Source organism: Devosia ureilytica (assembly GCF_024273195.1).
GTDB classification, from domain to species: Bacteria; Pseudomonadota; Alphaproteobacteria; order Rhizobiales; family Devosiaceae; genus Devosia; species Devosia ureilytica.
On the sequence record NZ_JAMZCU010000004.1, the window covers coordinates 228,791 to 242,019 of the forward strand.

11 protein-coding genes are annotated in these 13,229 nt (G+C 63.5%); 6 read left to right on the top strand and 5 right to left on the bottom strand.

The window, feature by feature from the left end; genetic code table 11:
* Nucleotides 1–84: 84 nt before the first annotated feature.
* Together cydD and cydC are read left to right on the top strand one after the other, a co-directional pair.
* Nucleotides 85–1,809, top strand: coding sequence for a thiol reductant ABC exporter subunit CydD (gene cydD / locus NIM87_RS12515; protein ID WP_254675025.1), 1,725 nt, complete (start codon nucleotides 85–87; stop codon nucleotides 1,807–1,809).
* Complete coding sequence (cydC, locus tag NIM87_RS12520) at nucleotides 1,806–3,458, top strand: thiol reductant ABC exporter subunit CydC (protein WP_254675026.1); 1,653 nt, start codon at nucleotides 1,806–1,808, stop codon at nucleotides 3,456–3,458. Before cydD ends, cydC begins: the two co-directional genes overlap by 4 nt.
* A 142-nt stretch (nucleotides 3,459–3,600) precedes the next feature.
* On the opposite strand, the gene NIM87_RS12525 is transcribed toward cydC, so the two are convergent.
* The gene (locus NIM87_RS12525) at nucleotides 3,601–4,323 is read right to left on the bottom strand and encodes a Crp/Fnr family transcriptional regulator (RefSeq protein WP_254675027.1); all 723 of its coding nucleotides are present in this window, start codon (nucleotides 4,321–4,323) and stop codon (nucleotides 3,601–3,603) included.
* 155 nt (nucleotides 4,324–4,478) lie between these two features.
* On the opposite strand from NIM87_RS12525, the gene NIM87_RS12530 reads away from it, so the two are divergent.
* Genes NIM87_RS12530 through NIM87_RS12540 form a run of 3 tightly spaced genes read left to right on the top strand, consistent with a single transcriptional unit; the run spans nucleotide 4,479 to nucleotide 7,347 of the window.
* Complete coding sequence (locus NIM87_RS12530; RefSeq protein WP_254675028.1) at nucleotides 4,479–6,740, top strand: heavy metal translocating P-type ATPase; 2,262 nt, start codon at nucleotides 4,479–4,481, stop codon at nucleotides 6,738–6,740.
* The gene (cueR, locus tag NIM87_RS12535; RefSeq protein WP_254675029.1) at nucleotides 6,737–7,144 is read left to right on the top strand and encodes a Cu(I)-responsive transcriptional regulator; all 408 of its coding nucleotides are present in this window, start codon (nucleotides 6,737–6,739) and stop codon (nucleotides 7,142–7,144) included. Before NIM87_RS12530 ends, cueR begins: the two co-directional genes overlap by 4 nt.
* Before the next feature lie 2 nt (nucleotides 7,145–7,146).
* Entirely contained in the window at nucleotides 7,147–7,347 is a 201-nt protein-coding gene (locus NIM87_RS12540) for a heavy-metal-associated domain-containing protein (protein WP_254675030.1), read from the top strand.
* 699 nt (nucleotides 7,348–8,046) lie between these two features.
* On the opposite strand, the gene NIM87_RS12545 is transcribed toward NIM87_RS12540, so the two are convergent.
* From NIM87_RS12545 to NIM87_RS12555, 3 genes are read right to left on the bottom strand one after another with little or no spacing between them, the layout of a single operon-like run.
* Entirely contained in the window at nucleotides 8,047–8,997 is a 951-nt protein-coding gene (locus tag NIM87_RS12545) for a substrate-binding domain-containing protein (protein ID WP_254675031.1), read from the bottom strand.
* A 52-nt stretch (nucleotides 8,998–9,049) separates the two neighbouring features.
* A complete protein-coding gene (locus tag NIM87_RS12550) occupies nucleotides 9,050–10,054 on the bottom strand; it encodes an ABC transporter permease (RefSeq protein WP_254675032.1) in 1,005 nt (334 codons plus the stop codon).
* On the bottom strand, nucleotides 10,035–11,576 hold the full coding sequence (locus NIM87_RS12555) for a sugar ABC transporter ATP-binding protein (protein ID WP_254675033.1): 1,542 nt from the start codon (nucleotides 11,574–11,576) through the stop codon (nucleotides 10,035–10,037). The genes NIM87_RS12550 and NIM87_RS12555 overlap by 20 nt, the downstream gene beginning before the upstream one ends.
* 206 nt (nucleotides 11,577–11,782) lie before the next feature.
* On the opposite strand from NIM87_RS12555, the gene NIM87_RS12560 reads away from it, so the two are divergent.
* Nucleotides 11,783–12,808, top strand: coding sequence for a LacI family DNA-binding transcriptional regulator (locus NIM87_RS12560; protein WP_332017519.1), 1,026 nt, complete (start codon nucleotides 11,783–11,785; stop codon nucleotides 12,806–12,808).
* Here the strand turns inward: NIM87_RS12560 and copM are convergent.
* On the bottom strand, nucleotides 12,802–13,155 hold the full coding sequence (gene copM / locus NIM87_RS12565; RefSeq protein ID WP_254675034.1) for a CopM family metallochaperone: 354 nt from the start codon (nucleotides 13,153–13,155) through the stop codon (nucleotides 12,802–12,804). The two genes, NIM87_RS12560 and copM, sit on opposite strands and share 7 nt — an antisense overlap.
* Between the last annotated feature and the right edge of the window lie 74 nt (nucleotides 13,156–13,229).

Consider the following 13,229-nt stretch of genomic DNA (forward strand, 5'->3'; position numbering starts at 1 on the left):
GATTCAGATCAAGGTGTCACATTCACCAGGCCAATAGAGTAGGAGTAAGCCATCCATGAGTGTGCCCAACCCTATTGAGTTCGCGTGACCCCCAAGCCTGAAACGACCGCTGCAAAAGCCCTCAACAGCCTGCACGGCAAAGGCGGCATGCCGCTGATTATCGCCATTATTGCCCCGCTGCTGGGCGGTGTGCTGCTCGTGTGGCAGGCTTGGACGCTGGCCGATGTCCTTGGTCGCGCCATCGAAATGGGCGAGCCCGCCAGCGCCCTCTTGCCGGCCATCGGCCTTATTCTTGGTCTGCTGCTCCTCCGCGCTGGCCTGGGCGCATTGGGTGAACAGGCCGGCATTGCCGCGGCCGAAGCCATCAAGCTACACCTGCGCACGACACTATTTTCTCATATGCTGGCACGTTCGCCCCGCGCGGCCGGCCGTGCCGGTTCCGGCGCAGCGGCGTCGGCCATCGTCGATCAGGTCGAGGCGCTGGACGGCTACTTCGCCCGCTATCTGCCCGCGGCGCTGCAAGCCGCGCTGCTGCCGCTGATTTTTGGAGCCATCATCTTGCCGCTCGATTGGGTCGCGGGCGTGCTGTTCCTCGTCACGGCGCCGCTGATCCCGCTGTTCATGGCCCTGGTCGGCTGGGGCGCCCAGGTCGCCACCGACCGTCAGGCCCGCGCCCTCAGCCATTTGTCTGCACGCTTTTCCGATAGGCTGCGGGGTCTGCTCACTCTCAAGCTTTTTGGTCGCGAAGACGCCGAGACCGCAGGAGTGGTCGAGGCCAGCGAGGCCTTGCGCCGGCGCACTCTGGGCGTGCTGCGCATCGCCTTTCTGTCTTCGGCCGTGCTCGAATTCTTCGCCGCGCTCGGCGTGGCCGGCATCGCCCTTTACGTTGGCCTCACCTTCATCGACTTTCTCCATCTGCGCACCAGCCCGCTGACCCTGCAACTGGGCATGTTCCTGCTGCTGATGGCGCCCGAGGTCTATAATCCCCTGCGCCTGCTCGCGGCGCATTATCATGACCGGGCCACCGCAAAGGCAGGCCTCCTCGAAATTGAACGTCAGCTGGGTGCCCTGCCCGCCGCCCCGGCGCCGCTCGCCGACATCGCCTCAAGGCCCGGCGCCGCCATTGATCTGGCGCTGTCCAATGTCACCCTGCGCACACCCGACCGACTGCGCGCCGTGCTGCATGATGCAAAGCTCGCCGTCAGCGCCGGGCAGCATGTCGCCCTTCTCGGCCCAAGCGGCTCGGGAAAATCCACAGTGCTCGAAGCATTGGTGGGCCTGCGCGACCATGAGGGCGTGCTGACCCTTGACGGCCGGCCGCTGGCCGACTGGCCCGAGACCGAGTTGCGGGCCCGCACCTTTCTGCTCGCCCAGAAGCCGCGCCTCGTCCACGCCAGCATCGCCCACAATATCGGCCTCGCCCGCCCCGGCGCTTCGCGGGTGGAAATCGAGCGCGCCGCCGATCAGGCCGCCGTTTCCGGCTTTGCCGCCGCCCTGCCCGATGGTCTCGATACGCTGATCGGCGAGGACGGCGTCGGTCTCTCCGGCGGGCAGGCCCAGCGCGTGGCGCTGGCCCGGCTGTTCCTGCGCGACGCCGGCCTGATCCTGCTCGATGAACCCACCGCCCATCTCGAGGCCAGCCTGGAAGACGAGATCATGGCCGCAATCCGCCGCTATGCGGAAGGCCGCACGCTGGTGGTTGCCACCCATTCCCTCGCCGTTGCCAGCCGCATGGACAAGGCCTGGCGCATCGCCGGGGGGACGCTGCTCGAAACGCCGCTGCCAGCGCGCAAGCGAGGTGTCGCATGAAGGCCCTCCTCACCTTTCTCCCGTTGTTTCGCCAGCGCAGCGGCGCGCTGTTGCTCGCCTTGACGCTGTCGCTGATCACCCTCGTGGCCGGGGTATTTCTCCTTGGCACTTCCGGCTGGTTTATTACCGCCACTGCCCTGACCACCGCCGGGCTGGGGTTCAACCTCTTTGTGCCCTCGGCCATGGTGCGGGGGCTCTCCTTCGTGCGCATTCTTGCGCGCTATGGCGAGCGCCTCGTCGGCCACAACGCCACGCTCAAGCTCCTGTCGGACCTGCGCGGCTGGCTCTTTGCTCGTCTCTTCCCGCGCTTCCCCCTGCCTGATCGGTCGCTCCGCCACGGCGATCTGGTGTCGCGCCTCACGGCCGATGTCGATGCGCTGGACACCGCCTTTCTCGTCGCCATCGGTCCGTTGGTTTCGGCCATTGTGGTGGGGGGCGCGATGACCGCCATTCTCACCTGGCTGCTACCCGCCGCCGCCCTGCCCTATGGGCTGGCGCTTGCCGCAGCGGCCCTTGGTGTTCCCGCCACCATGGTGCTGGTCACCCGCCAGGCGGGTCGCGACAGCGTCGCCGCCCAGGCCGAACTGCGCATGGGCGTCCTCGACGGCGTCCATGGCCATGGCGACCTTGTGCTGCTCGGCGCGCTCGGGACGGCGGCCCAGGCGTTTTCCGAGACCAGTTCCGAGGCCAGGCGGTTGCGGCTCCGGCTTGGCGCCGTGACGTCGCTGGGCAACCTTGCCGTGCAGGCGCTCGCCGCCCTGGCGCTGGTTGGCACCCTCTGGGCGGGTCTTTCCGGCCTCGACGCCGGCATGGTGGATGGCCCGGTTATGGCCGGGCTGCTGCTCGCCGTATTGGGCAGTTTCGAGATCACTGGCCTCATCGTGCGCAGCACCAGCAAGGCGACCCAGGCTATGGCCGCGGCTGAGCGGCTGGTGGCGCTGGCCGAGCAACCCATGCCGGTCGACGAACCGGGCCACCCATTACCGATCCCCGTCCAGGGGACCATCGCACTTGATCGCATCAGCTTTGCCTATCCGGGACTGCCAGCCGTGCTCCACGACCTGTCGCTGACCGTTGCCCCTGGCGAGCGCATCGCCATCACCGGTCCGAGCGGCAGCGGTAAGTCGACCCTGTTGCGCCTGCTGCTGCGCCTGGCCGACCCCCAAGCGGGCAGCATCACGATTGGCGGGACCGCTCTGCCCCAACTGGGCAGCACCACCATCCACGCCCATATGGCCCTGCTCAGCCAGGACAGCCCGGTGTTCATCGACACGATCCGCAACAATCTGCTGATCGGTCGCGCCGAAGCCAGCGATGCCGACCTGTGGGCGGCTCTCGCCCAGGCGCAGCTCGACGAGCATGTCCGCGCCCTGCCCAAGGGATTGGACACAATCCTTGGGGAAAGCGGGCGCACGCTGTCAGCCGGTCAGGCGCGGCGTCTCTGCCTTGCCCGCGCGCTGCTGTCCAATGCCCCCGTGCTGCTGCTCGACGAACCAACCAATGCGCTCGACCGCGACACCGAGGAAGCCTTTTTCAAGGTCCTTGCCACGGCCACCCAGGGGCGCACGGTAATCATGGTCACCCATGCCGCTATCCCCGAGGGAACAGTGGATCGGGTACTGACAATGGAAAATGGGGTGCTGGGGTAGCGGCTGCAAACAGCGTTTCGACCTCGCAGGCTCAATCGTCAGGTCAGCGCCAGTGACCACCCCACCCTTGATCCCTCCCCATCAAGGAGAGGGAGGGACCAAGGGTGGGGGTCTTTACCTTACCTTCGCCTGTATGGTCGGTTCACCCACACCGCAGACGCAGGCGCGCCAGGTCCGGGACGCTCACATGGCGGTAATTGACGATCTCGACTACGCCGTCGGCCTTGAGCTTGCTCATCTGCCGGCTCACGGTTTCGATGGTCAGGCCAAGGAAATCGCCAATATCGGCGCGGCTCAGCGGCAGGTCGAAGCTGGTTTCGGGTTCGCGGTCGGTTGGGTCGATATGGGTGGCGATCAGATAGAGGAAGCTGGCGACCTTCTCCGCCGCGCTTTTGCGCCCGAGGGTCACCATCCAGTCACGCGCCTCGTCCAGTTCACGCAGCGCCTGCATCATCACCCGGTGTTCGAGCGCCGCGCTTTGCGTCAGCAGCGATTCCAGCGCCGGCTTGGGAATGATGCACAGATCAACTTCGGAGGCCGCCTCGGCCGTCACTCGGCTTTCCGCGGCAAACGGGCGTCCCAGGAGGTCCGGGGCGAATTGCAGTCCGACGACCTGCTGGCGCCCGTCCTCAAGCACCTTTGAAAGCTTGATCACGCCGCGCAGCACATTGGCATAGCTGGAGATCGGCATGGCGTCGGCCATCAGTTCTTCGCCCGCCTGCTTGCGGACGCGGCGGGTGGATTTTGTCAGCTCCAGCAATTGTTCGGGGTTGAGAGCGCCACAAATACCTTGATGCCGTGCCGCACAACTTTGGCACAGGACCGGCGTTTCAAAATTGTAGGTGTCGTTGCGTACCGTTTGCATGGCCGTGCTCCTGACACCCAATATCTAGGAGCCTGCGCGCCGCAGTTTTAGACGCCAGACTGTCGCTGTGCCAACTGGTCGCATATTTCTGCATCAAGGCCCTTGACCTTACCATGATAGGAAGGTCCATATGCTGATGGACGAGGTGAAGAACCATGAATGAACACGTCCACCACACTGCCAAATCCACTGCCGTTTCGCTCGACATCACCGGCATGACCTGCGCCTCCTGCGTCAATCGCGTGGAGAAGGCCCTGCTCAAGGTGCCGGGCGTCGAAGCGGCCGCCGTCAACCTGGCCACCGAACGCGCCACCGTTTCGGGGGGCGATGCGGCGGCGCTGATCAGCGCTGTCGAAAAGACCGGCTACAAGGCCAGCCTGCGCCTGCCCGACGCGCCAGCCCATGACCACGCCCATCATCACGACGAGGATGCGGCTGTTCTCAAGCGCGATGTCATCATCGCCGCCATCCCGACACTGCCGCTGTTCCTTATCGAAATGGTCAGCCACCTCCATATGCCCTTCCACATGTGGGTCATGTCCGTGGTGTCCATGGATGTGCTCTGGGTTGGCTATTTCGTGCTCGCCACATTTGTGCTTTTCGTGCCGGGCCTGCGCTTCTTCAAGATCGGCATTCCGGCCCTCTTCCAAGGCGCCCCCGAAATGAACTCGCTGGTGGCCCTGGGCGCCGGCGCGGCCTGGCTCTATTCCAGCGTCGTCACCTTCGCACCCCAGCTGGTGCCGGCGGAAACCCGCTACGTCTATTTCGAGGCCGCCGCCGTTATCGTCACGCTGATCCTTGTCGGCCGCTGGCTGGAGGCCATGGCCAAGGGCCGCACCGGCGAGGCCATTCGCCAGCTCATGCAGCAACAGGCGAGGACGGCCCGCCTGGAGCGCAATGGCGAGGCCATCGAGGTGCCCATCGAGGATGTTCGCGTGGGCGATGTCGTGCTCGTTCGTCCGGGCGAGAAGATCGCTGTCGATGGCGAAATCGTCGAGGGCCAGAGCCATATCGATGAATCCATGATCTCGGGTGAGCCCCTGCCCGTGTCCAAGGGTGTCGGTGCCGCCGTGGTTGGCGGCACGCTCAATACCTCGGGCAGCTTCAGTTTCCGCGCCACCAAGGTTGGGGCCGATACCATGCTGGCCCAGATCATCCGCATGGTCGAAGACGCCCAGGCCGGCAAACTGCCCATCCAGGCGGTGGTCGACCGCATCACCGGCATTTTCGTGCCCCTGGTCATCGGCCTCGCCGTGCTGACCGCCATCGCCTGGTTCGTCTGGGGTCCCGAACCCAGTCTCACCTATGCACTGGTCAATGCCGTTGCCGTGCTCATCATCGCCTGCCCATGTGCCATGGGCCTTGCCACCCCCATGTCCATCATGGTGGGTACGGGCCGTGCCGCCCAGCTCGGCGTTCTCTTCCGCAAGGGCGAGGCCCTGCAGCAGCTGCGCGACGCCGGCATTGTCGCTTTCGACAAGACTGGCACGCTCACCGAGGGCAAGCCCGTACTCACCGATCTCATCCTCGACGACGATTTCGAGCATGACGAGGTGCTGGCGCTGATCGCGGCGGTCGAAAGCCGCTCCGAGCACCCCATTGCCATGGCCATTGTCGCCGCCGCCGAAAAGGCCGGGCTGCCCCTTGGCACGATCACAGAGTTCACCTCCAACCCCGGCACGGGCGTCACTGCCCGGGTTGATGGCCGGTTGGTGGCGGTGGGCGCACAACGTCATATGCCCCATCTCGACTTTTCCGACTTTGCGGAAACCATCGAAAAGCTCGCCAGCGAGGGCAAGACCCCGGTCTTTGCCGCCGTTGACGACAGGCTCGCCGCCGCCGTGGTGGTGGCCGACATGATCAAGCCGGGCAGCAAGGCGGTGATCGACGCCCTCCACGGCATGGGCCTCAAGACTGCGATGATCTCGGGCGATGATACGCGCACGGCCAAGGCCATTGCCGCCCAGCTTGGCATCGACACGGTGCGCGCCGAGGTGCTGCCGGCCGATAAGGTCCAAGCCATCCAATCCCTGCGCAAGCAGCTTGGCACCGTCGCCTATGTCGGGGACGGCATCAACGACGCCCCGGCACTGGCCGAAGCCGATATTGGCATTGCCGTGGGTTCGGGGACAGACGCGGCCATCGAAAGCGCCGATGTCGTCCTGCTGGGCGGCGATTTGAAGGGCGTCCTAAACGCCATCACCGTCAGCCATGCCACGCTGCGCAATATCGGTGAAAACCTCTTCTGGGCGTTTGGTTACAATGCCCTGCTGATCCCGGTCGCTGCGGGCGTGCTCTACCCCGCCTTTGGCATTCTCCTCTCCCCCATGATCGGGGCGGGCGCCATGGCCCTGAGCTCGGTCTTTGTCGTGGGCAATGCGCAGCGCCTGCGCACCATCAAGGGGGTGAAGCTATGAACATCGGACAGGCCGCAGAACAGTCCGGCGTTTCGGCCAAGATGATCCGCTACTATGAGCAGATCGGGCTCATAAACCCGCCCCTGCGCACCGACAGCAATTATCGGGTCTATGGCCCCGATGAGGTGCATGTGCTGCGCTTCATCAAGCGGTCCCGGACGCTGGGATTTTCGGTGGAGGAAACCTCTGCCCTTCTCGGGCTCTGGCAGGATCGCTCCCGTGCCAGCGCCGAGGTCCGTGATATCGCCAGCGGCCATATCACGGCGCTCGAAACCAAGATTGCCGAGCTGCAAGGCATGGTCAAAACCCTCAGCCATCTCGTGCATTGCTGCGCCGGCGACAACCGCCCCGATTGCCCCATTCTCGACGACCTGGCCGGCAGGCCCGCCATAAAAGGACACTGAACATGACTGACAAGATTACGCTGACCGTAAACGACATGACCTGCAACCACTGCGTCGGCACCGTCCGCGGCGCCATCGAAGAAGCGCTGCCCGGCACCGAGGTCAACATCGACCTTGCCACCAAGAAGGTCACCTTCACCGGCGACAAGGCCAAGGCCGAAGCAGCCATCCGCGAAGCCGGCTACACGCCCGAAGCGGCATAGTCCGAAAGGCCTTTACGAGGGCCGGGCGCTTGCACCAGGCCCGCAACCCACTCAGCCCGTCTTCGGGGTCACGCCCGGGGGCGGCTGGGTCCTCCCAGGCCCTCGCTGCATTCAGCGCGGCCACACAGCAATTCTGGTGAGCTCCAGCGGCACCAAAGACAAGGCGGGCGCCGCCCGGAGCTCGCTCAGAAAATGCGACAGCAGCCCTGACGTTCCCGCGACATGGTGTCAGCGTTCAAAAAAATCACACGCCGACACGGTTCCATCGCCTCCCTCCCCGAAGGGCAAACCTCTCCGGTGGAGAGGTATTAGGAGAGAAGGACCGAGGGGGTGTCGGCGCGTCCCAAAATACCGCGTTCTGGGAGGGCACGACGCCCCCTCCCCAGCTTTGCTTGGGCCTCTCGGCCCAGCGTCGCTACCCTCCCCTCAACGGGGAGGGTGGGAGACGCCACGCGTTCAGCGGGAAATGGAAGGCTCCAGATGACCAGCACACGGTCAACTGAGCAAATCTGGTGAGCTCCGGCGACACCAAGGGAGGCGGGTATCGCCGCGGAACTCGGGCGGAGTGATACAGGGATTCTGATGTCACCCTGACGACACGGCAAACCCTTCCAGCACAAAGCAAAAGGGCGCCCGGAATGTCCGGGCGCCCCTATTTGTCCATTCAAGCTCGGCTCAAATCACGCCGGAGGCGCGAAATCAGAACGGGCTTTCGGCGTCGAGGAATTCTTCGACATTCTCGGCAGTGATAACGGTCGAGTCGAGGATGTAGCGACCGGCAACCTGGATGCCGCCGGTGAAGTGCGACGTCGTCAGTTCGATCGCCGTTGCGATCATTGCGGGGCTGTAGCTCACGTCGATCGGAACGAGCTTGTCGCCAGCCTGCACGCGCTGCAGCATCTGCTGCATGCCTGCGCCGCCCACGATGAACATCTCGTCTTCACGACCAGCCTGCTTGATGGCTTCGATAGCGCCCAGGGCGATATCGTCGTCCTGTGCCCACACACCCTTGATGTCCGGGAAGCGAGTCAGGAAGTCTTGCATGACCTTGAAGCCGTCATCACGGTTCCAGTTGGCGAATTCATCGTCCAGCACGGTGATGTTGGTGCCTTCAATGCCGCCCATGAAGCCGTCGAAGCGCTGCTGGTCGATCGGGATCGGCAGGCCGCGCAGGATCACGATATTGCCGCCCTCGGGCATGACTTGCTTGAAGTATTCCGCCGAGTTTGCACCCAGGCCCGGATTGTCACCGGCAACATAGAGGTCTTCGACGCCGTCGATCGAGAGCTGACGATCAACCACGGTGACAAACTTGCCAGCGTCCTTGACCTGCTTGATGGCAGAAGTCATTGCGTCCGGGTCGCCGGGCAGAATGACCAGAGCATCAATGCCGCGGGTTGCGACCATGTCTTCGATGTCGCCGATCTGCTTGGGTGCGTCAGGTGCAGAGGCAAACACGAATTCGACGTCTGGATAGGTGGCGCCCAGACGATCAATGGCCTGCTGGGCGAAATAGTTCACGCCGCCGGTCCAGCCGTGATCAGCTGCGGGCACCGAAACACCGATGGTCACCTTGTCCTGTGCCATGGCGACGCCGCCGAGGCTGCCCGCAACAACTGCGGTCGCCAATAGAGATTTTACCAGTTTCATTTCAGTCCTCCCATAAGTGCCCTTTTTGGGCGAAGTAACCTGTTATTTTCGCTTAGTCGCGGCGGCCGCCACGCTGCAGCAACACAGCGAGAATGATGATGACACCCTGGAAAGCCCCGTTGAGATACGGGCTGATAAAGCTTTGCAGGTTCAGGATATTGCCGATCAGGCCCAGGATGACGACGCCGACCACCGTGCCCCAGACACGGCCATAGCCGCCCTTGAGGGTGGTGCCGCCAATGATCACGGCGGCGATGGCTTCGAGTTCCCAGAGCACGCCGGTGGTGCTCGAAGCCGAGCCGAGGCGCGGCACATAAAGAAGCACGGCCACGCCCACCAGAATGCCCTGCAGGATGTAGGTGATCAGCCGGACGTTATCGACATTGATCGAGGAATAGCGCGCCACCTGTTCATTGCTGCCGATGGCGGCGCAATGCCGGCCAAACGAGGTGCGGCGCATGACGATCTCGCCGCCGATAGCCACCAGTGCAAAGACCAGGATCGGATAGGGAATGCCCAGAAGGCCGTCGTAATACACAGGACGATAGACGTCAGCGACCTGGAAATTGAGCGAGAGCGTGCCGCCATCGGCGAGGAACGTCACCAGCGAGCGGAAGATACCCATGGTGCCCAGCGTCACGATAAAGGCTTCGATGCGCCCGCGGGTGATCATCAACCCATTGCCGATGCCGGCCGCGCCCCCGATCAATATGCCTGCGGCCATGCCGGCCAGGATGACACTCCAGCCGATGCCAAACGAGGGGATCAGCCAGTTCATCACCATGATCATCACGCCGGCAATCACCGCTGCCATCGAGCCGACTGACAGGTCGAGCCCGCCCGAGGTAATCACGAAGGTGGCGCCAATGGCGATGATGCCGATGAAGCTCGAACGCGCCAGCACATTGGTGATGTTGTTGTAGCTCAGGAAATTCTCGTTGAGCGTAATGCCCAGCAGGATCAGCAGCGCCAATGCCACCAATGGGCCAATGGTCTTGAGGTCTGGGCGGAAGCCGCGCGCCGGCTTTGCCGCAATGTCAGGCGCTGATACGCTCATCGTGTCCACTCTGCTTGATGCCCGCGGCGTACCGCATGATTTCTTCTTCGGTGATCTCGGCGCCTTCCAGCACCCCCGCGATGCGTCCAGTGCGCATCACCACCACCCGGTGGCTGAGGCCGATCACCTCCTGCAATTCAGAAGAGATGACGATCACCGCCTTCCCCTCAGCCGCCAGCGCGGCGATGATGTGATAGATCTGTTGCTTGGTGCCGACATCGATGCCGCGCGTCGGCTCATCCATGATGATGATGTCGGGGTCGCTCTCCATGGTCTTGCCCAGCATCAGCTTTTGCTGGTTGCCGCCAGACAAACGACCAACCGCCACCGAGGCGTCCCGTGCGCGAATATCGAAACGCCGCACCGCCCGCTCCAGTGCACGGTCCTCACTGGACGTATCGAGAAAACCGGCCCGCAAATGGTTCTTGAGCGTCAATAGGGTCAGGTTGGGCCGCAGACCCATATTGAGCAGCAGGCCCTTGCCCTTGCGGTCCTTGGTCATATAGGCCACGCCTGCGTCGACCGATTGGGCCACGCGGGTAAAGTTCACTGGCTCGCCATTGAGCGTAACTTCGCCCGCGCTCTTTTGCGCCAGGCCCACAACAGCTTCGGCCACCGCCGTGCGGCCCGAGCCGATGAGGCCGGCAAAACCCAGGATTTCGCCCTTGCGCAGGTCGAATGAAATATTCTTGACCGTCGCCGCATCGAGATTGCGCACGCGGAGCACCACCGGCGCATCGACATTGGGTTCGTGCTTGGGCGGATAGAGGTTGGACAATTCGCGCCCGACCATCATCTGCGCAATCGAATCGGGCGTCAGCGCTTGGGTACCGACAGTGGCGATCAACTGGCCGTCGCGCAGGACGGTAACGCGGTTGGCCAATTCCATGATCTCGTCGAGCTTGTGCGAAATGAACACTACGGCCACGCCGCGGGCCGTGAGGCGCTTGATCTGCTCGAACAGCGTTTGGGTTTCGCTCACCGACAGCACCGCGGTCGGCTCGTCCATGATCAGCACGCGCGCATCACGGCTGATTGCCTTGGCGATTTCGACCATCTGCTTGTCTGCGACAGAGAGGGTATTGATGCGGGCATCCGGGTCGACGCTGACATGCAGCGTTTCCATGACCGCACGGGCCCGACGACGCATCTCGCCGGTGTCGAGAAAACCGAAGCGCTTGAGTTCGCGCCCAAGGAAAATGGAGTCTGCGACGGTCAGGTGCTCGGCCAGGTTCAGTTCCTGGTGGATGAGTACGATGCCCATGGCTTCGGCCTTGCCGTCGGGCGGCAGTTCCACCGTCTGGCCGTCAAAAGCAATGCTGCCCGAGGTGGGCTGCTCGATGCCTGAAAGGATCTTGATGAGGGTGGACTTGCCCGCGCCGTTCTCGCCGATGATGGCGTGAACCTCACCGGGGCGCACGTCGAAATCGATGCTGAACAGCACCGGGATTTCGCCAAAGGATTTTGAAACGCGATGCGCCGACAGAATCGGTGCCACACTCGTTTCCTGCGCATCGACCATGCGTCCGACCCCTCCCCTGAGCCGGTCCGCTTGCTGCGGAGCTCTTTGCTCAATCAGTGATGTAAAGGTTTTCATGATTGGTGTAAAGGTTTACAAGACGGGAAAACAAGACAAGCCTGTGGATGCCTCTGGCGGCGCCAGAAGCATCTGCTAAGGGCAGGAGGGCGCTGGATTTTTGGATCCGGCGCGGAGGGGCGGAGCGCCAAGTGCAGCAGGAAAAGCTGGCCACCATTGAAGACGTCGCCGCCATGGCCGGCGTCTCCATTGCCACGGTGAGCCGCGCCATCAATGAGCCGACCAAAGTGGCCGACGCCACCCGCCGTCGCGTCACCGATGCCATTGCCCGCACCGGCTACACCACCAATGCCATGGCCCGCTCGCTGCGCATGCGGCGCTCCAACATGATCCTGATCCTGGCGCCGGATGTGGGCGACCCGAATTTCTCGAACATCCTGGTCGGCCTTGAAACCGAGGCCAGCAAGCGCGGCTATGGCCTGCTGATCGGCAATACGCAGAACGATCCAAGCCGCGAAACCGATTACCTGCGCTTCATCAGTTCCAACCAGGCCGACGGGCTGATCCTGTTCACCGGCCACCTGCCCTATGGCTTGAGCCAAAGCCCGCCTGCGGCGCGGCTACCGCCCATGGTTGCGGTCAACGAGCCGGTCATCGGCAAGGGCGTGCCGTTCGTGGGCGTCGATAATTTTGAGGGGGCGCGCGTTGCCACCGAGCACCTGATTTCGCAGGGTCACCGCCGCATTGCCTATATCGGGCACGCCCCCCACCGCGAGGTCAGCCGCTTGCGCGAGGAGGGCTACCGGGCGGCACTGGCCGGCGCCGGGCTCACGGCCGATCCGCGTCTCGTCATTGATGGTGACGGCACCACGGAAAGCGGACGCGCCGCGGCCGAGCTCATGTTCGTGCGCGACGCCCTGCCCACGGCCTTTTTCTGCGTCAACGACGCGACGGCCATGGGCGTGATGATCGCACTCAACGCCCGCCGCTATGAACTGCCCAGGCAGTTCTCGATCATGGGCTTTGACGACATTTCCTTTGCCAGCTTCCTCACGCCCTCGCTCACCACAATGAAACAGCCCCGCCACCGTATGGGCGAGGCTGCCATGGATCTGCTGCTGGCCCTACTGGCCGGCGAAGAGCCCACATCGCGCGAAGTGCTGCTGCGCGCTGAACTCATCGTGCGCAATTCGGTGTCGCGGCCGAGCAATCAGTAGCCGTTCTTTTCCAGCCATTCCTTCATCCAGGCGATTTCTTCTTCCTGGGCGGCGATCACGGCTTGGGCCAGTTTGCGCACCTCGGGGTCAGTGCCGTGTTCGAGCACGATGCGCGCCATGTCCACCGCGCCCTGATGATGCGGGATCATGCCCAGAATGAAGTCGACGTCGGCATTGCCGGTATAGTCCACGTCCATGTCAGTGTGCATTTTGGCATTGGCATCGCGAAAGGCCATTGTGGCGGGCGTGTCGTCGGCGGCCATCATGGCGTCATGGCCTGAGTGGTCCTGGGCCATTGCTGGCAAGGTCAGGGTCGCAAGGACAAGGGCGATAAGAACGGGTCGCATGGGTACCTCCAAAAGCAGACTCCGCCTTTCTGCAACCTTCCAGAATGGGAAGGTCAATACACCTTTTGGTGCTT

What these genes read in the sequence shown, in the direction of transcription:
- NIM87_RS12530 (WP_254675028.1), top strand. Translation starts at nt 4,479, where the DNA reads ATGAATGAACACGTCCACCACACTGCCAAATCCACTGCCGTTTCGCTC.
- NIM87_RS12525 (WP_254675027.1), bottom strand. Translation starts at nt 4,323, where the DNA reads ATGCAAACGGTACGCAACGACACCTACAATTTTGAAACGCCGGTCCTG.
- NIM87_RS12545 (WP_254675031.1), bottom strand. Translation starts at nt 8,997, where the DNA reads ATGAAACTGGTAAAATCTCTATTGGCGACCGCAGTTGTTGCGGGCAGC.
- copM (WP_254675034.1), bottom strand. Translation starts at nt 13,155, where the DNA reads ATGCGACCCGTTCTTATCGCCCTTGTCCTTGCGACCCTGACCTTGCCA.
- NIM87_RS12550 (WP_254675032.1), bottom strand. Translation starts at nt 10,054, where the DNA reads ATGAGCGTATCAGCGCCTGACATTGCGGCAAAGCCGGCGCGCGGCTTC.
- cydC (WP_254675026.1), top strand. Translation starts at nt 1,806, where the DNA reads ATGAAGGCCCTCCTCACCTTTCTCCCGTTGTTTCGCCAGCGCAGCGGC.
- NIM87_RS12555 (WP_254675033.1), bottom strand. Translation starts at nt 11,576, where the DNA reads ATGGTCGATGCGCAGGAAACGAGTGTGGCACCGATTCTGTCGGCGCAT.
- cueR (WP_254675029.1), top strand. Translation starts at nt 6,737, where the DNA reads ATGAACATCGGACAGGCCGCAGAACAGTCCGGCGTTTCGGCCAAGATG.
- NIM87_RS12540 (WP_254675030.1), top strand. Translation starts at nt 7,147, where the DNA reads ATGACTGACAAGATTACGCTGACCGTAAACGACATGACCTGCAACCAC.